This window comes from Lyngbya confervoides BDU141951 (assembly GCF_000817775.3).
GTDB classification, from domain to species: domain Bacteria; phylum Cyanobacteriota; class Cyanobacteriia; order Thermosynechococcales; family Thermosynechococcaceae; genus Lyngbya; species Lyngbya confervoides.
Window position 1 is genome coordinate 29,648 of sequence record NZ_JTHE03000043.1, and the last position, 19,158, is coordinate 48,805.

15 protein-coding genes, 2 tRNA genes and 2 pseudogenes are annotated in these 19,158 nt (G+C 54.1%); 8 read left to right on the forward strand and 11 right to left on the reverse strand.

Annotated elements, in window-relative coordinates:
• Window positions 1–33 precede the first annotated feature (33 nt).
• Window positions 34–1,482, reverse strand: coding sequence for a pyruvate kinase (gene pyk, locus QQ91_RS07005; RefSeq protein ID WP_166281442.1), 1,449 nt, complete (start codon window positions 1,480–1,482; stop codon window positions 34–36).
• 141 nt (window positions 1,483–1,623) lie between these two features.
• The gene (locus QQ91_RS07010; RefSeq protein ID WP_201277375.1) at window positions 1,624–1,872 is read right to left on the reverse strand and encodes a hypothetical protein; all 249 of its coding nucleotides are present in this window, start codon (window positions 1,870–1,872) and stop codon (window positions 1,624–1,626) included.
• On the opposite strand from QQ91_RS07010, the pseudogene QQ91_RS21715 reads away from it, so the two are divergent.
• Together QQ91_RS21715 and QQ91_RS07020 are read left to right on the forward strand one after the other, a co-directional pair.
• A pseudogene (locus tag QQ91_RS21715) lies at window positions 1,851–1,931 on the forward strand (sigma factor); the annotation flags it as partial. The gene QQ91_RS07010 and the pseudogene QQ91_RS21715 sit on opposite strands and share 22 nt — an antisense overlap.
• A 167-nt stretch (window positions 1,932–2,098) precedes the next feature.
• On the forward strand, window positions 2,099–2,437 hold the full coding sequence (locus QQ91_RS07020; protein WP_166281444.1) for a P-II family nitrogen regulator: 339 nt from the start codon (window positions 2,099–2,101) through the stop codon (window positions 2,435–2,437).
• A gap of 11 nt (window positions 2,438–2,448) precedes the next feature.
• Here the strand turns inward: QQ91_RS07020 and QQ91_RS07025 are convergent, their stop codons facing one another.
• The 5 genes from QQ91_RS07025 to lipA form a co-directional block, all read right to left on the reverse strand.
• On the reverse strand, window positions 2,449–2,970 hold the full coding sequence (locus QQ91_RS07025; protein ID WP_166281446.1) for a rhodanese-like domain-containing protein: 522 nt from the start codon (window positions 2,968–2,970) through the stop codon (window positions 2,449–2,451).
• Between the two features lie 220 nt (window positions 2,971–3,190).
• Window positions 3,191–5,869 carry a bifunctional aspartate transaminase/aspartate 4-decarboxylase gene (locus tag QQ91_RS07030; RefSeq protein ID WP_201277376.1) on the reverse strand — a complete coding sequence of 893 codons (2,679 nt, stop codon included), beginning with the start codon at window positions 5,867–5,869 and terminating at the stop codon, window positions 3,191–3,193.
• Window positions 5,870–6,005: 136 nt separating this feature from the next.
• Window positions 6,006–8,918, reverse strand: a complete 2,913-nt coding sequence (gene ileS / locus QQ91_RS07035) for an isoleucine--tRNA ligase (protein WP_166281448.1) — start codon at window positions 8,916–8,918, stop codon at window positions 6,006–6,008.
• A 120-nt stretch (window positions 8,919–9,038) separates the two neighbouring features.
• Entirely contained in the window at window positions 9,039–10,046 is a 1,008-nt protein-coding gene (locus QQ91_RS07040) for a Ycf66 family protein (RefSeq protein ID WP_166281450.1), read from the reverse strand.
• Between the two features lie 134 nt (window positions 10,047–10,180).
• On the reverse strand, window positions 10,181–11,068 hold the full coding sequence (lipA, locus tag QQ91_RS07045; protein ID WP_166281452.1) for a lipoyl synthase: 888 nt from the start codon (window positions 11,066–11,068) through the stop codon (window positions 10,181–10,183).
• Window positions 11,069–11,231: 163 nt separating this feature from the next.
• Between lipA and QQ91_RS07050 the strand changes: the two genes are divergently transcribed.
• From QQ91_RS07050 to QQ91_RS07065, 4 genes are all read left to right on the forward strand, one after another.
• On the forward strand, window positions 11,232–12,329 hold the full coding sequence (locus QQ91_RS07050) for a glycosyltransferase family 4 protein (RefSeq protein WP_284707163.1): 1,098 nt from the start codon (window positions 11,232–11,234) through the stop codon (window positions 12,327–12,329).
• A 106-nt stretch (window positions 12,330–12,435) separates the two neighbouring features.
• Window positions 12,436–12,517 (forward strand) — tRNA-Leu (locus QQ91_RS07055).
• A gap of 71 nt (window positions 12,518–12,588) precedes the next feature.
• Window positions 12,589–13,791: a DUF4336 domain-containing protein gene (locus QQ91_RS07060; protein WP_166281453.1), complete on the forward strand. Its 1,203-nt coding sequence runs from the start codon at window positions 12,589–12,591 to the stop codon at window positions 13,789–13,791.
• A gap of 10 nt (window positions 13,792–13,801) precedes the next feature.
• On the forward strand, window positions 13,802–15,514 hold the full coding sequence (locus QQ91_RS07065) for an ABC-ATPase domain-containing protein (RefSeq protein ID WP_166281455.1): 1,713 nt from the start codon (window positions 13,802–13,804) through the stop codon (window positions 15,512–15,514).
• 105 nt (window positions 15,515–15,619) lie between these two features.
• Here the strand turns inward: QQ91_RS07065 and QQ91_RS07070 are convergent, their stop codons facing one another.
• The 3 genes from QQ91_RS07070 to sppA all read right to left on the reverse strand — a co-directional run bounded on the left by QQ91_RS07070 (window position 15,620) and on the right by sppA (window position 17,468).
• Window positions 15,620–16,093, reverse strand: a complete 474-nt coding sequence (locus tag QQ91_RS07070; RefSeq protein ID WP_166281457.1) for a CBS domain-containing protein — start codon at window positions 16,091–16,093, stop codon at window positions 15,620–15,622.
• 47 nt (window positions 16,094–16,140) lie between these two features.
• Window positions 16,141–16,530 (reverse strand): chorismate mutase, encoded by a 390-nt coding sequence (aroH, locus tag QQ91_RS07075; RefSeq protein WP_250833282.1) that lies wholly within the window; start codon window positions 16,528–16,530, stop codon window positions 16,141–16,143.
• A gap of 113 nt (window positions 16,531–16,643) precedes the next feature.
• Window positions 16,644–17,468: a signal peptide peptidase SppA gene (gene sppA / locus QQ91_RS07080; RefSeq protein ID WP_166281461.1), complete on the reverse strand. Its 825-nt coding sequence runs from the start codon at window positions 17,466–17,468 to the stop codon at window positions 16,644–16,646.
• Window positions 17,469–17,665: 197 nt separating this feature from the next.
• On the opposite strand from sppA, the gene QQ91_RS07085 reads away from it, so the two are divergent.
• Together QQ91_RS07085 and QQ91_RS07090 are read left to right on the forward strand one after the other, a co-directional pair.
• Entirely contained in the window at window positions 17,666–18,784 is a 1,119-nt protein-coding gene (locus QQ91_RS07085) for a DMT family transporter (RefSeq protein ID WP_166281463.1), read from the forward strand.
• A 46-nt stretch (window positions 18,785–18,830) separates the two neighbouring features.
• Window positions 18,831–18,904, forward strand: a tRNA-Pro gene (locus tag QQ91_RS07090).
• Between the two features lie 172 nt (window positions 18,905–19,076).
• Here the strand turns inward: QQ91_RS07090 and QQ91_RS07095 are convergent.
• A pseudogene (locus QQ91_RS07095) lies at window positions 19,077–19,158 on the reverse strand (IS1 family transposase); the annotation flags it as partial.

A 19,158-nucleotide genomic window follows, 5' to 3' on the forward strand; every position in this document is an offset into this window, starting at 1 on the left:
ATCGCTAGTATCGTAGCAATTTTGCCAGTCCCTTCAGGGGGATTCTGCCCCGAGATCCGTGGGCTGCGGGAGAGTATGGATTTTGAGAAAGTTGGTGCCGCCAGCGGTGCCCATCGGCAGGCCGCCCATAATCAGAATCTTATCGCCTGGGGCGGCAAACTGACGCTGCACCAGATCGGCTTCAATTTTTGGGAGCAGATGTTCTAGCGAACTGTTGGGAAACTGGGTAAGAACGGGACGAATTCCCCAGATGAGGCTCAGGTAGCGATAGATGTGTTCATGGGGAGTATAGGCGACGATGGGTGCTTTGGGACGCTCCTGGGAGGCGAGTCTAGCGGTGTAGCCCGTTTCCGTTAAGGCCACAATACACTGCAGATCTAGGGTATCGTCAATGGCATGGAGCGCTTCGCTAATGGCATCGGTGTCCTCAATGCGGGTGGGGGGATAGTTTGCAAACTCAATGGCGGGTTCGACGGCGATCGCAATTTTCGCCAGCATCTTGACCGCCTCAACTGGATATTTGCCAATGGCGGATTCTCCCGAGAGCATGACTGCATCCGTTCCATCAATGATGGCGTTCGCCACATCACTCGCTTCGGCGCGGGTGGGCCGGGAATGCTCAATCATGCTATCTAGCATTTGGGTGGCGGTAATCACCGGCTTTCCCCTTTCATTGCAGCGTTGAATGATCTTTTTCTGGATCAGGGGCACCTTTTCTGGATTAAGCTCGACCCCCAGATCGCCTCGCGCCACCATGATGGCATCACTAGCTTCGATGATCGCGTCGAGATTGGCGATGGCCTGGGGTTTTTCGAGTTTAGCTAGAACCGGAATTTGGGATCCCTGGGCAGTGAGTAATCTTTTCAGGTGGCGAATATCGTCGCTGTGGCGCACGAAACTCAAAGAAATTAGGTCAACCCCCTGATCAATGCCAAACCCTAAGTCTTGCTCATCTTTTGCGGTGACGGATGGGAGGCGCAGGTTAAGGGTGGGCAAGTTGACGCCCTTGCGACTTTTCAAGAGACCGCCCTTGATAACAAGACACTGCACCGCACGGCCTTGAACGGCTTCAACCCGCAGCTCCAGCAGTCCGTCATCTAGGAGAATGGGCGTTCCTGGGATGGCTTCCTCTGCCAAGTCTGGATAGTCGATGCCAACGGTGTGGGGCTGGGCGCTAAAATCGGCATTGGGCACCAGGGTGAGGGAGGTGTGAGGCTGCAGGCAAATGAAATCCTGGGGGAGCGACCCGACGCGGATTTTAGGGCCTTGTAAATCCTGCAGGATCATTAGCGGGAGATCCATCTCGGCGGCAGCAGATCGCAACCGTTGAATGCGTTGGGCATGGTCCGAGTAGTCCCCATGGGAAAAATTTAGCCGGGCCACATTCATCCCGGCGTTTAGCAGGCTGCGAATGATGGCCGGGGAATCACTGGCAGGACCGATGGTGGCAACAATTTTAGTGCGATGAATCAGCGGCTTCATGGAGTCTTCATCCAAGATTTACTGCTAGGGTACAGTGAGGCCCCAAGGGAGTTCAATTTTTCTCAAGGACGCATCGCGAGAACCACCGGAGACATCCCGAACAAGGAGATGTGTTCGTCCAGGCATGAACTCTTGCGGAAATTAGGCACATTCTTGGCGATAGACCCTGTGCCATTGGGTGCGTCCTGTGATTTTGAGAGATTCGGGGGTGAGCAGTTGTTTGATTTTGGCGATGCGGGTTTCCGATTGGCCTGATCTGGGAAACACCAGAATACTTTTGACCTCGCCATCGGTAATGAGAGGCTGAAGACAATGGAGGAGTTGATCGGTAATCGCCACACCATCGTAACTGTTGACTGGATTTGGAAGACCTGATTCAAGAGGGAGCATTCGGGCTGAATCGGGCGGTGGAGAAATTTGACTTCGCGAAGGGCTACAAGTTCTCGACACGTGTTGCAGTTGCGAGGGGTTGCCTAAAAGAAGCAGACCTGATTCAATGACGCTACACCCCACCGAACAAAGTAATAATTGCTACAAATTTCGGTTACCGTGTAGTAGTACCGTGAGAAAGTAAGTAAAGTTGTGAATCAAGGCGATTGGAATTGGAGAAGCGTCTTTGAAAAAAGTTGAGGCTATTATTCGTCCTTTTAAGCTTGAGGAAGTCAAGATTGCCTTAGTTGATTCCGGTATTTCCGGAATCACTGTTTCTGAAGTGCGTGGCTTTGGTCGACAAAGAGGATACGCTGAGCGCTTTCGCGGGTCAGAGCATACCGTAGGGCTATTGCAAAAGGTGAAGCTTGAGGTGGTGGTTGCTGATGAACAAGCGGATCTGGTGGTGGAAACTATTGTTGCGATCGCTCGCACTGGTGAGATTGGCGATGGCAAGATTTTTATTAGTCCGGTAGACCAGATTGTCCGTGTACGGACTGGTGATCAAGATTTGGCTGCAGTGTAAGTTTTGCAGCACTAGCTTGATAACGATCCCTCAAATTGAAGCTGAGAATTTGCTGGATCAATGACAGGGCCTAATTCATAGACGTTACGGTAGCCGTAGCTAAAAAGCGATGTATAGGTAGAAAGGTTCAACGATGCCGACGGGGCCTTGGTTGCAAAGGCAATGGGAGAATTTTCGAAATTATTGTTGCAATAGATCAGAATCCGCGTGTCTTTTGAAGGAATTACAGCGGCCAAATTTTCTGCAGTGAACTCTGTGAAGCTTAGAGACTTAGCGCCTTTGACGTGGAGTTGGTTATAACGCTCTACAGTTCTCGCATCCAGGATAATTGTATTTGGGTCCTTTGCCATCTCCATGAAGGTTTGTTCAGAAATCCGGCGTTGCGATCTCAATTGATGAGATTCAGTAACATGCTGCAAGAAAGTATCAGAATCAATCTGAGGGTTCTCAATCGAGTGGAAGGACTCTTGAGCAGTTGCTATCGGAACCAATGCTGCGACTATAACAAGGCTAATAGTGAAGAATTTAATCATAGATAGAGGAGGCTATTCAGACATCTGCCCTATTATAGGGAGAATTACGAATTGGTGACCCACCAAACTCCCAAAACGGGCAAAGAATTGGTAAAAGCGTTCCATGAAGAACCTTGTATCTTGAGAGGCAAGCTTGTGTAGGGTGGTTCACCCCCCGCTAGGACCTTGACCTATGGCAAGGAGAAGCCAGGGCGGACCTAGGGTTCAACAAGCCACACGCCTAAAGTATGGGGTGAAACCCAGCCGATCCCCCTCGGGTAAACCAGTATTCCCAACGACCTCCCTCGGCCTGGGACCAATTCGTGAGATTGAACTGACCACTGCCCTCAGGGGTTCCTGAAATCCTATAGACCTTAACCGCCTTGCCGTGGTGATTCCAAATCAGCGGCAAGCCTGGTTGTATCTGCTCAGGGGCCAGGCCTTGAGTTTGTAAAAAATAGGCATCCTGTCCTTGGGTAGTGCCGTTGCCAAAAACCGTAGCTATGCCGTGTTCATCGATGGCCACAAAGCTTCCTTCCTCCAGGCCGATGCCATATACCGGATGTTGATTGCCTGTGTCATGCACAATTCTGGCTAAAAATCCAAACAATCTTCCATATCGGGTTTCGGGATAATCCCGGTCCCTTCGATCCAAATGGGTATCCGTAATCACATGCTTTAGAAAGGGGACCTGAATAAAATCACTGCGATAAAGATCTTTGGTATTGTGATGAAACGGATCGTTCAAAATTTCTGAACTGATCACCCCTTCGTGGGCAGGGGCGTAGTAATAATCTCCCAAAATGGCCATGCCGGCGCTGGTGCCAGCGATAGGAATCTTTTTTCGATGAATTAAGTCATTAATAGCTGTTTCAACGGCTGATCCTTCCCAATAATCTTCATACTCGTTCTGATTTCCTCCCGCGATAAATAACGCATCAGCATCGCGGATAAGCTGAATAACCGCTGGATGATTGGCCGCTGCGCGACTGTCGATGGAGAGTTCAGCCGCAGAGTTGACAAACTCTCGATAATGGTCACAGACCCAGGCTGCTTGCGAACCCACCCCACCCAATCGCAAGACTAAATAGTCTCCCCCCCTGGCCCGGTTGAGAAACCAGCGGGTTGCTGCATCTTCTCCCAAACATCCCTCCTCTGCACCACCGATCAGCAGGATGCCAGGAATGGGATGGAGATGGGCTGGTTGTCTGGTGCCACATTCACAACGATATTCAAAGCGATCGCGATCGGGATCAAAGGCTGCAAAGGAGTGGCTTCCAGGTCTGACTCGATGTCTCATACTGGATGGAACTCGAGGCGGTGGGGTGTGGGTGTCGGTCTTGGCTTTCCATTCAGCATGATAGGCCTGCATCAACGCAATAATCGCTTGCCCAATTCTCACATAGGCTGCATCGGGGAGATTGGCCAGGGATACCCGCACCGACCATTGCGGAGCCTCAAAGCCCCCTCCTGGTAACAGCACTATGCCCTGATCCTGGGCCAGTTGGAACACAAAATCAAGGGGGTGATGGTGTTTTACCAGATAGTCTACGAAATCGGAGTCATAGCTGTCCATCGCCAGCTTTAGCAAATCGATCGTCGTGTAGTAGTGAGTGTGATCAGGGGCATGGGGGGAGACGCTTCCCAAGGCTTGGTAAAGGGCCTGCCATCGCTGGGTAACCAGGCCCTGGCAGGTGTGCTGATAGTGATCCTCGTGATCCAGTAGACAGAACAGAGAAAATAAGACCATTTGCACCTGTTGCGGGGTAGACAATCCCGCGGTGTGATTGAGGGCAACATTGCGACTGTCCGCAACCATGCGATCGATGAACTTCAGTCGCTGGGGTTCTAGGTGCAGATGGGCGTAGCGCTGGTTCAGGTGACGGGTCGTGGAAGCGGGCAGTGCTGCAATCATCCGATCAATCACATTATCGCGATGCAGGGCGATCACCCCCAATCGCCAGCCTGTTGCCCCAAAGTACTTAGAGTAGGAGTACACGGTAATCGTATTCTGCGGCAGGACCGCCATCAGGGACCGGAAGTCTTCCACAAAGGTACTGTAGACATCATCCGTAATGACAATCAGGTCGGGTCGCTCGGTGGTGACCAAATCCACCAGTTTTGCGATCGCGTTGGATTCCAGTCTCACCGAGGTGGGATTGGCGGGATTGCACAAAAAGAAGGCCTTTACCTCCTGGTCGGCTAACTTGTCGAGCTCGGTGGCCGGAATCTGCCAACCCATGGCTTCCGAGGCTTCCACGGCCAGCGATTGCAGCCGGAAGGTGTTCAGGTGGGGAATTTCCAGGTACGGGGTAAAGATCGGCGTACCCAGGGCAATTTTGTCGTGCTTGTGCAGAATCTTATTTTCCAGCAGGGAATTGAAAATGTAGCAAATGGCGGCTGTGCCTCCCTCAGTGGCAAACAGGTCGTATTGCCCCGGTGGCGGCTGATCATTGCATAGCTCTTGCACCAGATAGCGCTGAAGAACTTTTTCCGTCTGGCTCAGCACTCGCACTGGTTCCGGATAACAATCGCCCAGAATTCCCTGCACCAGTTCATAGACCCACTCATCGGGATCCAGGTTTAAATGCGTTGCTCCATAGGTTAGGCAATCGTGCAAAAAGGCGATGCCCGGCTGCTGCGATCGCGCCGCTAGAAATTGCTCCAACCGAAGGGCGATTCCTTCTCGGTGCGGGATTCCGCCCAATTGATCCTTTGTTAGAACCCGCTGGGACTCCTCCACGGCAAAAAGTCCCAGTTGAAAGAACCCAGCGCGTGGCGTGGTGGCTAACCAGTTTGGATTGCCCCGCCCTGCGTTCAGCATCATCCGTTCAGCATGACTGGTAGCAAACTGGATCAGCTGATCCTTGAGTTGAAAGGGACTCAACGTTGCATATTTTCTCCGATCTGCTTTTTTCATCCCTTGCTCATGGTGTAGCGACGTAATGACTCTATTGTCATTCAATGGGGATTGCAGGAGAAGACATAACGCAGTGCCAGAGCCTTTGATGCTGACTCTAAAAGATCACGGACATTGACAAGGATATCGGCGCGATCTATTGAGGTTGCCAAACCCCCTCCTCATCCTGAACAATCTGTCCCTGGGAAATCATTGAGGTCACGATCGGAACACAGCGATCGCACAGCAGGGGATGCTGGGGATCTTGCCCCACCTGGGTGGAATAATTCCAGCAGCGATCGCATTTTTCCCCCTCCGCCTGGATAACACCTACGGTAGCTATCTCCGCCTCGGAATGAAAGTCCAGAGTTTGAATCGGGGCAGCAGATTCCACCAACTCCACCTGAGAAGCCAGGAAGAAATAGCGCAGCTCATCAACACCATTGCTGGCTTGATCCGCGCGGGGATTAAATCTAGCCAGCAGCGCCTTGATCTGAGGATTGGGAACAGACAGCAGCACCTTGGCTTCCAGAGAAGCGCCAATCTGCTTACTGCTACGGGCCACCTCCATAACCTTATTCACCTCTTGCCGCACCTGGCGAAGCTGAGACCAGATCTGGGCTAGATCCGGCTGACTCCACTGGGCGTCCATTGTTAACCAGCCGGATTCAAACACAGATGCCGCCTCCGTCTCATAGGGGAGCGCTTGCCAGATATCCTCAGCCATATGAGAAAGCACCGGGGCAATGGCGCGGGCCAGATTTTCCAGAGCGATGGCCAGAATCGTCTGGCAGCTGCGCCGCCGCTGGGCGTTGGCTGCACTGATATAAAGGCGATCCTTCGCAATATCCAGATAAAAATTGGACAGATCCACCACGCAGAAGTTTTGCACAGTCTGAAAGAACCGGAAAAACTGATAACTCTTAAAGGCATCGGTAACTTCGCCAAACACCTCCGTCATCCGGTGCAGCATGTAGCGATCTAGCTCCGGCAACTCTGAATAGGGCACTGCGTCGATGGCGGGATTAAAATCGTGCAGGTTGCCAATCAAAAACCGGGCTGTATTGCGAATCTTGCGATAGACATCGGCCATCTGTCGCAGGATATTTTTTCCCAGAGGCACATCGGAGGCGTAGTCCACCGAAGACACCCACAGCCGCAGCACATCGGCTCCGTAGGCGGGATCTTCCTTCTGGTTTTTTCCACCCTCGATCACAATGGCCGGATCCACCACGTTCCCCAGAGACTTACTCATTTTGCGCCCCTGCTCGTCGAGAACAAACCCGTGGGTGAGCACCTGTTTATAGGGCGCCACCCCCTCTGCCGCCACACTGGTGAGCAAGCTGGACTGGAACCAGCCGCGATGCTGGTCTGAGCCTTCCAGGTAAAGATCAGCCGGGTAGCGCAGATTGTGGCGCTGTTGGACCACGGCAGCCCAGGAGGAACCGGAATCAAACCAGACATCCATGGTGTCGGTGCCTTTGAGATAGTTTTTTCCGTCGCTGCGGTAGGGTTCCGGCAACAAGTCTGCCACAGACATCTCCCACCAGGCATCAGATCCCTTTTCGGCAATGATTGTCTTGATGTGCTTCAAGGTTGCTTCATTGAGCAGCGGTTCGCCGGTTTCCGCTTCGTAGAACACAGGAATGGGCACGCCCCAATTTCGCTGACGCGAGATGCACCAATCCGAACGCTCTGAAACCATGGCCGTAATCCGGTTTTCCCCTTGTGCTGGCACCCAACTCACCTGAGCGATGGCCTCTAGAACCGCCGATCGGAATCCATCCACAGAGGCAAACCACTGCTCGGTGGCCCGGAGAATCACCGGCTTTTTGGTACGCCAGTCGTAGGGATATTTGTGGGCATAAGCCTCTTGCTTGAGAAGGGATCCAGCCGCCTGCAAGGCCTGGATCACCGCTTCGTTGCCACCATTGAGAACGTCTAGTCCTTCAAAGGGACCGGCCTCGGCTGTAAAGCGCCCCTCTCCATTCACCGGCGAGAGAACCGCCAGCCCGTAGTGCTGTCCTACCTGATAGTCTTCCTGCCCGTGCCCAGGGGCCGTGTGCACTAAGCCTGTACCCGATTCTGTGGTGACATAAGCGCCCATCACCAATGGCCCTTCCCGGTCAAACAGGGGATGGCGGTAGGTGGAATGCTCCAGAGCTTTCCCCGGCAGCGTGGCCTTCACTATTAACGGCGTTTCAAAGGTCCGTTGCAAAGTCTCAACGAGATCTGCCGCCACCAGCCAATAGTCCTGGTTAGCCGTTTCCACCACAGCATAGGTAAGATCCGGATTCAGACTCACTGCCAAATTCCCCGGAATGGTCCAGGGGGTGGTCGTCCAGATCGCCACCTTCAATCCCGGCATAAACTGGGCCAGAGTTGCCTGGGCATCGGGGGACAGGGACGCGATGGCAAAACTGACATAGATGCTCTGAGAAGTATGGCCTTCGGGATATTCCAGTTCCGCTTCAGCCAGGGCCGTTTGAGAACTGGGACTCCAGTAAACGGGTTTATGACCGCGGTAGATATAGCCCTTGAGGACCATCTTGCCAAAGACATCAATTTGGGCCGCTTCATACTCGGGCTGCAGGGTCAGATAGGGGTTCTCCCAATCTCCCCAAACGCCGTAGCGTTGGAATCCAGATCGCTGGCGATCGACCGTTTTTAGCGCAAAATCTCGAGCCTTCCAGCGGAGCTTTAAGGGCGTCAGATTTTGGCGCTGATCGGGTTTAAGGGTTTGCAGCACCTTCAGCTCAATGGGCAAGCCGTGGCAATCCCAGCCCGGCACGTAGCGAACCTTGCGTCCCTGCAGAATTTGGAACTTATTGATGATGTCCTTCAGAATCTTATTCAGGGCATGACCAATGTGCAGGTCCCCGTTGGCGTAGGGAGGACCATCATGCAAGACAAATACATCCCCCGGATTTTCCTGGGACAGCGTTTCGTAAATCTGCTCCTCAGCCCAGAATTTCTGCAGTTCAGGTTCGCGTTTGACGGCATTGGCCCGCATGTCAAACCTGGTGCGAGGGAGATTAACGGTCTTTTTATACTGTCCAGATTGAGTCACAGGTTTGGGAGAGGAAAAAGTTTGACATCCCTGATCTTAACCGAGCGATCGCAATCCGACTGCGAAAAGCCCGAGGTGAAGTCTATGTCTAGTTCACTGGTGATCCAGCCCACTGGTGATCTAGTCCACTGGATCTGGAGGCCAGTTACTGGTTTCCAGTTCCCCAGGGTCCCCAGTCTCTGGAGCAGGCCCTGCGGTGTTCCCCCCATGATTCACCATATCCGCGCGATCTTCAGTCTCCAGATCCGGGGCTTGGGGGTCTTCTTGGTGAACCACTCCCTCCACCTCTGCGGGGGCAGGAGCCTCTGGAATATCCACGTTCACGCGCTCCTCGGGAGACTGAATCACCGTCGCATCCGCAGGGGGTTCTGCGCCATCAGCTTGGGCCGTTGGACTTACCTCGGTCTGCACAGGCTCTGCGTCCCCCGCTTCAGGAGACTCCGCTGATCCTCCCTCAATCTCTGGGGGGTCCTCCATCGCGGTGGTCACGGTCTCGGACTCCGCGGCCGTTTCTGAATCTACCGCAACCGCTTCCCCTGGAGGGGGGGCTACCTCAGCAGTCTTCTCCGCCGCCTGGACCGTTTCCTCCTCCACTTCCCAGTCCTCTTCTGATTCGACGGATTGTTCGTCGGAGACGACAGCACCCGTCACATCCACGGTGGAGGGGGCAGATCGGCCTGGTTTAGAATTCAGCCGATCTAGAACATCAAGCACCTTGGTCTTAATTCCACCCAGGGATCCTTCGCCCCCGGTCTCACCGGCTGCAGACTCCAGGCCCAACTGATTGCTGAGCGCCGTGGTCAGCTTTTCCCAGAGGGGCACGAGAAGGTCCACGATTTTCTGGAGCCATTCTGGCACTGGTGTTTTCTTATCCTCAGGCGTGAGTTCCCGACGCTGGGTCATGGTTTGCCATCCCAACCAAACCAGCATGGACACGCCAGCGGTTTGCCCCAGCAGCAGTCCCCCTCCAATCTTGCCAGAATAGACCCAAAGGATCAGGGCATAAAAGAGTCCGACCCCGACCCAAATGAGATCGTTTTTGCGACTGAGTTCTGGAAAAATCATCCCCGCCAGAAAAATGGCCAAGCTTCCCAGGGCGATCGTCCAAACCAAGAGCAGAGTGAGCATGAAAGGACTCCTCATCCATGCGCGAAACGGCAGCAGTTCTCCACAAGACAGAACTACCCCTACTCTACTGGGTATTGAGCCTAGGAATAAATCACTAGAAAAAAATTAGTTACAAACCAACCGGTCCCACAGGATCACCCAGGGGCAGGAATCGGCCTGGGGTGCTCTCGCATCAAGCGTTGCACTTGCTCGGCATGGTAGGAGCTGCGAGTTAAGGGAGAAGCGACCACCTGCAAAAAGCCCAATTCCGTACCGTAGGCATGCCAGGCGGCAAACTGTTCTGGCGTAATAAAGGTTTCAACTCCTAAATGTTTGGCCGTGGGCTGGAGGTATTGGCCAATGGTCAAAATATCGCAATCCACTGCCCGCAGATCGGCCATTACCGCTCGTACCTCCGCATCGGTTTCCCCCAGCCCCACCATGATCCCGGATTTGGTATAGACCCAGGGCGCGATCGCTCGGGTCTGTCTCAGCAGATCAAGCGATCGCTGATAGTCTCCCTGAGGGCGGGTGCGCCGATAGAGCCGGGGGACAGTTTCCGTATTGTGATTCAGGACTTCGGGCTGAGCCGATAAAATCACCCGCAGAGCCTCCCAGTTGGCGCACAGGTCGGGGATCAGGACCTCAATGGTGGTTTTAGGGGAAACCTGACGCACGTTCTGAATGCAGCGCACAAACTGGGACGCCCCACCATCCTCTAAGTCATCTCGATTCACGGAGGTAATCACCACATGGTTTAATCCCATTCGGCGCACCGCTTCAGCCAGGCGCAGCGGTTCTGTGGGATCAAGGGCTTGAGGTTTCTTCTCAAAATCAATGTCGCAGTAGGGGCAGGCCCGAGTGCAGGCTGGCCCCATAATCAAAAACGTCGCCGTGCCGTGGTGAAAGCATTCCCCAATATTAGGGCAGGAGGCCTCTTCACAAACCGTATTGAGATGGAGATCGCGCAGGATATCCTTGACTTGCCCCACCCGTTCCCACTGAGGCGCTTTAACTCGTAACCAATCTGGCTTAACAACCACAGGGATTTATTGAGATAGATTCACCGCTTGATTGTACCAACTCCCGTCCCTGCCGTCAGAAACGACGGCGCCTCTGTTTCCCCATGGCCAAAGTCTCAATCTTCTAGCTACGATGCTTTAGGCTAGTGATTTATCGTTGTTTGACCCTTTTCTAACGCTGGGAATGTTGCCGCCGTTGAAACAGAAATTGCGAGTTGCTCAGATTTGCCCCCTCTGGGAGCAGGTCCCCCCGAAAGGTTACGGGGGAATCGAAATGATTGTCCACCTCCTGACGGAAGCGCTCATTCATCGAGGGCATCGTGTGACGCTGTTTGCGTCTGGAGACTCCCATACCCATGGCAATCTGGTTGCCCCTTGTGATTATGCCCTGCGCCATGATCCTCAAGCCCGAGGCGATAACCTCTGGCGGCTGAACCGTAAGCACGTTGCTCTAGAACAGATCCAGCTTAAGCGACTATACGAACAGGCCGGGGAGTTTGATGTGATTCACTCCCATTTGGAGATGAGTGCCCTGCCCTTTGCCGCCCGATCCACCACCCCAACCCTCCACACATTACACATGGACCTGATTCCAGAAACGTGTCAGATCCTCAGCCAGTATGGCCAACAGGCCTTCGTTTCCGTCAGTGATGCCCAGCGAAAACCTTGTCCCACGCTTAACTACGTAGGCACGGTCCATAACGCGATTGACTTAGAGGCGCTCCCCTTCTTCGCAAAGCCACAATCGCCGGAGTATCTGGCTTTTCTGGGGCGAATTTCCCCGGAAAAAGGCATTCACCACGCCATTGCCATTGCCCAGCAGATCCAGATTCCGCTCCGCATTGCCGGAAAGTTTGGCCAGGAGGATGCAGACTTTTTTGAGTCGGTCATCAAACCCGAAATTGATGGCCAGCACATTCAGTATCTGGGCGAGATCACCCAGGCCGAGAAGATCGCGCTCCTGGGACAGGCCAGCGTCACCCTATTTCCAATTACCTGGAATGAACCGTTTGGAATTGTGATGATTGAGTCCATGGCCTGCGGTACCCCCGTCCTGGGAATGCGCATGGGGGCGGTGCCAGAGGTGATTCAGCCGGGCGTCTCTGGCCTAATCTGTGACAGCGTTGAGGAGATGGCACGCCAGGTCGAGATCGTCCGTCAGTTCGATCGGTGGCGTTGCCGGGAGGCGGTCAAGGCCCGATTTAGCGTCGAGAGAATGGTGGATGCCTACGAAGCCTGCTATGCCAGGGTGCTGGGCTTAGATCCCTCAGATCCCACCTGAGGAGACCAAAAATTTTAAGCAAAGCATGGTAAACCTCTACACCCTGTCCTATACTGATTAAACCCGATCAAACAGCCTAAACCGTTTGACCCGGATTCAGTCATAGGCGGATGTGGTGGAATTGGTAGACACGCACGCTTGAGGGGCGTGTGGCTTATGCCTTGCGAGTTCGATTCTCGCCATCCGCATCAAATAAAGACCCTTGTTCCAAGTCTGTGCAGGGGTCTTTGTTTGTATCTGTTTCATTCCCGAAGATGCCATGCCGGACAATTTCAGAAGCCCTGACTATGCCTGGTCGCTGTGGCCGCTCCTCCCCCTTTACCCCTACGGACAGCGGCGCACCCTAAGGCGAGAGGTGGTCCCTAGACAAATTTGGGTTTTTGAGCAAATCCAGGGCATTTTTTACGTGGTTACCCCGGTCCGAATGACGGTGATCCGGCTTCAAGCCGGGGGGCTCCTAGTGTATGCTCCGGTGGCCCCAACGCGGGAATGTCGTCGGCTGCTAGCGGATCTGGAGGCGGAGCACGGCGCGGTCAAGTACATCATTCTGCCCACGGCTTCTGGGCTAGAGCACAAGGTATTTGTGGGGCCGTTTGCTCGACAATGTCCAGAGGCCACGGTGTATGTAACTCCAGCGCAGTGGAGTTTTCCGCTGAATTTGCCCCTGAACTGGCTGGGATTTCCAAAACAGCGGACTCAGGTTCTCCCCAGCCAAAGCCATAGGGCACCCTTTGGGGAGGAGTTTGACTATGAGATTTTGCAAGATGTGGATTTGCGGCTGGGTTATTTCCAGGAAGTGGCGTTATTTCACCGCGCCACCCAATCGCTTCTGGTCACCGACAGCATTGTCTCCATTCCCACTCAGCCCCCCGAGGTGGTGCAACTCAATCCCTATCCGCTGCTGTTTCACGCCAAACAAACGGCTGCAGATCCCATCCGCGATACCCCAGCCCATCGGGTTCGCGGCTGGCAGCGCATTGCCTTGTTTTCGTTTTACTTCCGTCCCCATGCCCTGCAGGTCAAGGGGGTCTGGCAAACGCTGCGGGAGTCCTGGAGCGCTAGCGATCGCTCTGCTAAGGCCTATTTTGGACTCTATCCCTTCGACTGGCAGGAAACCTGGCAAGAATCCTTTGAACGCCTCAGCGGAGGCGGTCGAATTCTCGTGGCTCCCATTTTGCAAACGCTGATTCTAAACCGATCTCCCGCCCAAACCCTGGTCTGGGTTAACCGCATTGCCCAATGGCCCATTTTGCGGATCATTCCCTGTCACCTGGACGCTCCGATCGCCGCAACGGGATCGCAGTTTCAGCAGGCGTTTTCCTTCCTGCGCAAGGACGCCAACATAGCCGATCCCAAGCTACCCGGCGCGTCATTGCCAGCGGCAGATATCCAGTTTTTACAAAATCTGGACCAGGGACTTCTGCGCAGCGGCATTACGCCCCCCGCCCAGGAGAAACTCTAGACCTGGACCCATGGCGGATTTGCAATCAACGCTGTTGAATCTAGAGGGCAAAAGTTACAAGGCCTACCGCGGGCTGAATTCGGTCTACCCGGTGGCAAATTTGCAGCTTTACTTTGACTCCATTCAAGGCGATCCCTTCGCCAGCCCTAGCCAATGCCGGGTCGTCCTAGCACAGTCCGCTGCCGGATTTCCACCGCATCTGTACGACAACCGCGTGCGCGAAATTGCGCTGCGAGACTACCTCACGCGCCGCTGCGCACACCTTGCCCAGAGGGCTTCGCGTCCTGCAGGGTCTGGCAAAAGCGGTCAGTTTTTCGTAAGTCAACCCAGCCAGGTCATTTTGGACCGATCGGCCTTGCTCATTAACACCCACCAGGTAGAACTGCGGCTGCGGGTGGGTCTACCGGCCTACGGTCGGCGCATTGCCGGATCGGCGGCAGCAGAGTTGCTGTGCCATCGCCTCCCGGACTGGATTCATCAAGCCCTCACCTACGCAGATCTAGATGGACCAGCCATCGCCGATCACCTGGCTTGCGCCGAGGACGCCGAAGCCCTGCGATCGCAGCTGGCAGCCCAAAATCTGGTGGCGTTCGTTGCCGATGGCGCCATCTTACCCCGTGAATCTGGCGTCAGCGATCGCCCCTTGCAAGGGCAGTCCATTCCCTTTCGCGCTCCGCCACAGTTCCGCACCACCCTACACTGTCCCCATCGCGGATCCGTGACCGGAATGGCCATTCCAGCGGGCGTGACCCTGATTGTGGGCGGAGGCTATCATGGAAAGTCCACGCTGCTGCAAGCCATCCAGGCCGGAGTTTACAATCATATTCTAGGAGATGGACGTGAATATGTGGTTAGCTGCCCCTCAGCCATTAAAATTCGGGCTGAGGAAGGACGATCTGTCCAGGGGGTTGACCTATCGCCATTTATTAATGACTTGCCCCTGGGACAATCCACAACAGCCTTCTGCACTGAGAATGCCAGCGGCAGCACGTCCCAAGCCGCTAACATCATTGAAGCGGTGGAGGCCGGGGCCCAGGTGCTGCTCTTAGATGAAGACACCTCGGCCACTAATTTTATGATCCGCGATCGCCGGATGCAGGCCCTGATCACAAAAGATAAAGAGCCCATCACACCCTTCATTGATCAGGTGCGACGCCTCTACGAACAGAGCCAGATCTCCACGGTGTTGGTGATGGGAGGCAGCGGCGATTACTTTGACGTGGCGGACCACGTCATTGCCATGGATCAATTTCAGCCCCGCGACTGTACTCAAGCGGCCCGGAGGATCGCGGCCCAATATCCCACAGATCGCACGCAGGAGGCCACCAGCACCATGAGCGATGTTTCTCAGCGAGTGGTTGCGCCGCAGCCCTGGTTTCGGGGACAAGGCGATCGCCCTCCCAAGGTGAAGGTGCAGGGGCTCAGCCAGCTGCAAATCGGCGATCAAACCCTGGATGTATCGGCCCAGGAACATCTGGTGGAAACCGGACAATTGCGAACGATCGCCCAGAGTCTGCTGATCTTAGATCTGCACCATCAGGAGCGATCTGGCACGTTTTTGATGGTACTCCAAGCTCTGAAGGACACTCTAAACGCCGAGAACTGGGACGCCTTAACGCACATTCCCAGTGGGGAACTGGCGGCGGTGCGCCCCCTGGATGTGGCCTTGGTCCTCAACCGCCTGAGAAGCTTGCGGGTACAGTCGGAGAGAAATCTCGGGTAATTTAGGCTCGACCCCCTTCACCGGCAGATCAAGATAATGCTCTCCGTTCGCTGTCAATGGCTGTCAAGATAGTTCTTTCAAGATAGTTCTTTCAAGATGCTTCTTTCAAGATAAATTCCCCTTTAAGGCCCGCACCAGATCATGGCGGGTTAAAATCCCCACCAGCCTTTTTTGATCGTCCACCACCGGGAGACGGTTCACCTTTTTGCTCAGCATTGTGTTAGAAGCCTCGCTCAGACTCTGCTCCGGCATCACCGTAATCACCTTATCCGTCATCACGTCACTCACCAGCATTCCCAGGGACTTTTTAATGTGCTGATGAAACTGAGAAGGAGACTCAAAGTAAATTACGCCTCCCAGCAAGGACAGAAACAGCGGCGGCTTCATGGGAGACTCGCGCACCAGAAGATCGCCTTCTGAGATGATTCCCACCAGCTTCCCAGACTCGTCAGCAACCGGAAGACCACTAATCCCCTTTTCCTCCATCAGCTTGACGGCCTCCTCGACCGTCGCTGCCGGAGCAATCGTGATGGGACTGGGGGTCATGAAGTCTTTCACCTTGGCATCGGTCGACATCATCAAAAATCCTTGGAAAAAGCGGAGAAACTAGGGAACGAAAGCAGGGACTAGAGGGCAACCTTCGCCCTCAGACAAAGATCGGGCCGCAGGTTCTGGGCCTGACGCAGGTACACATGGTGGATGGGCCGATCCGGGTCGGGGGTATTGAACTGGATCAGGCAACGAATACAGCGCTCCAGGCCACCTTCCACGTACATGTGCTGAACATCCAGCAGCGGCACCTGATCCCAATGTTCACGCTCGCGGGCGATCGCCGCCGGGAAAACTTGATCGAGATCGCGAGTCACAGAAAAGGTAACATGGACAATTTCGGATAGGTCTAGGGAATTTTGGGCTTCGATTTCATCAAGCAACTCCGTCACCGCATCCCGAATGGCAGCGGTTGAATTGACGGTGCAGGTAGTGGCTCCACGAATTGAACGAACTCTCCACGACACAGTTAAACCCTCCATTGTTAGACATCATCATCCCTCAGTTTGGTGAAATCCCCCGCAAGATGTAAGTAAATTTGACATCTTGCCCCCATCCTGAGCCGCGAGTGCTTTTCCTCCTAGGGACGATACATCCACAGGGGCAGCCCACTGGTGGCCACCTCAAACTCTACCCAGGACCGGATCTGGGGCGGAATGGGCCCAATGGCGCGACTCCCCAGGGGCAACACCTTTTTCCAGAAGGGTTTTTCCTCTTCAATGGTGACGCACTCCGCCTTCTTGGGATCCAGGCCAGCCAGCTCAGCCAGCCATTTGCGGGCATCTTCCTCAGTGCCCAGGCGATCCACCAGTCCCAACTCAAGGGCTTGCTGTCCCGTAAAAACACGACCATCGGCGAAGGTTCTGACGGTTTCCACGGAAAGATTGCGCGCCTCTGCCACCGTTTGCACAAACTGCCCATAGCTGGTGTCAATCAGCTCCTGCAAAATCGTCTGCTCGGGCTCGGTCAGCTCCCGGTCAAAGGCCAAAATGTCTTTGTAAGGTCCAGACTTAATCACCTTAAAGGAAACTCCCACGCGCTCCAGCAGCTTTTCCAGGTTATTGCCTCGTAAGATGACGCCGATGCTCCCCGTAATGGTGCCGGGGTTCGCCATGATGTGATGGGCACCCATCCCAATGTAAACGCCCCCGGAGGCAGAGATATTCCCAAAGCTGGCGACAATCTTCACCTTCTCCTGGATCCGCTTGAGCGCCTCGTAGATCTCCTGGGAGTCGCCCACGGTGCCGCCGGGGCTATCCACCCGCAGCAGTAGGGCTGGAAATCCTTTTTCTTCAATGGTTTCAATGGCTTCCAAGACATGATCTCGCGTCGCCCCCGCGATCGCCCCTTTCACTTCAATTTTGGCAATTTGTTTTTTTGCGCCGGATTTAAATGGCCAGATCATGAACAGTTTTTCAGTATGAAGATGGGTGATAAGCACTTAACGCTGGGGTCTCTCCAGGTTAAGCTTTCCGTAATTTAGCATTAGTTGTTCCTAAGCCGCCCGCAGGAAAGGGTTGACGCGGTCCAAGAGGGAGACTGCTATAGTATTAAGAAATATAAACATTCTGAGATTCTTCAAGTTAGGGTTTAACAAACTGCATGGTTTCGGACTCCTCTGTTGCTCATTTTTTACGCCATCGTCTCTTGATCCTCTCTCCATTTTTCTTGTGGGGAACTGCCATGGTGGCGATGAAGGGGGTGATTCCGGAAACCTCGCCGCTATTTTTAGCTGCCATGCGCATCCTGCCTGCGGGTGGACTGGTGCTTTTAGCGGCGCTGGGGATGGGCCGCCCGCAGCCCAAGGGATGGAGGGCCTGGGGATGGATCACGCTGTTTGCGCTGGTGGACGGCACCCTATTTCAGGGATTTTTAGCCCAGGGGCTCCTGCGCACGGGCGCGGGCCTGGGGTCAGTCATGATTGATTCGCAGCCCTTGGTGGTTGCCTTGCTGGCTTGGATCCTCTACGGAGAGCGCGTCGGTGCCCTGGGATGGTTGGGGCTCTTAATTGGCGTGACGGGGATTAGCTTCATTGGCTTTTCCAAGGTCGAGGTGGCAAATTTGAGCTGGGCAACCCTCTCAGGCGGATCTCTAGCAGATTTTGGCGCATGGCTTTTGCAGGGATTGAACCAGGGAGAGGTGCTGATGCTGCTTGCGGCCCTATCGATGGCGGTGGGAACCGTGATGATTCGCAAGGTCTGTCAGTATGCAGATGCCCTTTCGGCGACGGGCTGGCATATGATCCTCGGAGGCTTGCCATTGCTGATCGGATCCTGGGGATGGGAAGATCACCCCATGCAATCTTTAACCCTAGGACACTGGGGCGCCATCGCCTATGCCTCGGTGTTTGGCAGTGCGATCGCCTACGGGCTTTTCTTCTTCTTTGCTTCGACAGGAAATCTGACAAGCTTAAGCTCCTTAACCTTTCTTACCCCTGTGTTTGCCCTTGGATTCGGGAATCTCTTCCTAGGAGAGGTGTTGAGCCAGTTTCAAATGATGGGCGTCTTCCTGACCCTGGTCAGCATTTTTCTGGTCAATCAACGAGAGCAGCTGTCTGACAGGATCATGAATCCCGTGAGGGACTGGATCAGGGGAGTTCAGGGCTGGGGAGGCTGGATCTCCAGAGCAGAAAAGACACCGCCCCTTCAGGTCACGGTTTCCTCACCGAAGTCCTATGGCCAATCCTCGGATCCAAACCCAGAATTAAAAGGGCTGGATTAGGGGGACACTGTGGAGCATCATTAAAAATAAGCTAAGATATGGCTTACGGGATGTAGCGCAGCTTGGTAGCGCACTTCGTTCGGGACGAAGGGGTCGCAGGTTCGAATCCTGTCATCCCGATTGCTGCAAAACTCTATAACTGGTGAGGCTTTCAGGGTTTAACGTAAATCCTTGAAGGCCATTTCTGTTGTCAATAAGCAAGAAAAATAGGGCCGTTTGAGGCTTTACGTCCTTTGAAGTTTGTATCAAGGATGTATCGGCCATGAAAATCACCATTGAAAATTTGGTAGTCCTAAACCTGTAAGGATGCATTGTAATGATGGATGAAGTACCAGATAGCGCCAATATGGTTCTCCAGCTTCTTAGAGAACGAG